The sequence below is a fragment of the Streptomyces triticagri genome, assembly GCF_003429565.1.
Classification (GTDB): Bacteria; Actinomycetota; Actinomycetes; order Streptomycetales; family Streptomycetaceae; genus Streptomyces; species Streptomyces triticagri.
The window spans coordinates 1-984 of record NZ_QUAK01000136.1 but is presented as its reverse complement, the minus strand read 5'-3'; the positions used below and the strand labels follow the sequence as shown (position 1 = coordinate 984).

The window sequence follows — 984 nt, the reverse complement described above, 5'->3', positions numbered from 1 at the left end:
CGTCCGCAACACCTCATGCCGCTCCACCACCAAACCCAACGCACCCTCCAACACCCCCACATCCACCACACCCCGCAACCGGACCAGGCCGATCATGGAGTAGAGCGGGGAGCCGGGCTGCATCCGGTCGAAGAAGTACAGACGCTCCTGTGCGAAGGACAGCGGTGCGGGCGCGTCCGGGTCGGGCCGGCGGGCGATGACGGAATCCTTGCGGGCGACGCCCTGGCCGTCGAGCATCGCGTCGAGCAGCTTCTGCTGCTCGGGGGAGAAGGGTGCGAGAGCCATGGTGAAGTACCTCCGTGTGACGTGGGCGTACGTGTGACGCAGGACGTGGGCGTACGTGTGACGCGGGACGCGTGGGTGTGACCCGGGGCGGATGTCCGCCCCGGGGACGTGGGTTCAGCTCCGGAGCTGCTGGGCGGCCTCGTCCTGGGAGAGCCGGCTGATCTGCAGGACGAGTCCGGCGATCTGGTCGGCGTCCAGGCCCTCCTGGCTGCCGGTGGTCCGGGCCAGGGCGGCCAGTTGGCGGACGGTCGAGATGCCGACGAAGGAACGCAGCGACACCTCGATGCGCAGCAGCGTCCGTACGCGGGAGACCACCTGGGTGGCGAGCAGCGAGTGCCCTCCGAGGTCGTAGAAGTCGTCGTGGACACCGACCTGTTCCCGGCCGAGGACGTCCGCCCAGATTCCGGCGAGCACTTCCTCGAGCGGGCCGGCCGGCGGTTCGTACTCCCGCTGGGCCACCAGTTCCTCACCCGCCGCGCCGGCCAGTGAGTTGAGGTCGATCTTGCCGTTGGTGAGCAGCGGGAACGTGTCGAGGCGCACCAGACGGGCGGGCACCATCGCGGGCGTCAGGCGCTCGGCGAGGAAGCTCCGCAGTTCGCCCGCGGTGAGGGGGTCCGTGTGGGTGGGTTGGGTGAGGTAGGCGGTGAGTTGGGGGTTGCCGTCGGCGTCGGGCGTGGTGGTGACCAGGGTCTGGTCGAC

At 69.9% G+C, this 984-nt stretch carries 2 protein-coding genes; both read right to left on the bottom strand.

Annotated features, from left to right (window positions below; genetic code table 11):
• Window positions 1–285, bottom strand: a 285-nt coding sequence (locus DY218_RS24285; protein WP_147336160.1) for a condensation domain-containing protein, incomplete at its 3' end; no start/stop codon positions are given.
• 114 nt (window positions 286–399) lie between these two features.
• Window positions 400–984 (bottom strand): phosphopantetheine-binding protein (locus DY218_RS24280; protein ID WP_199566840.1); only part of this gene is annotated, 585 nt, incomplete at its 5' end.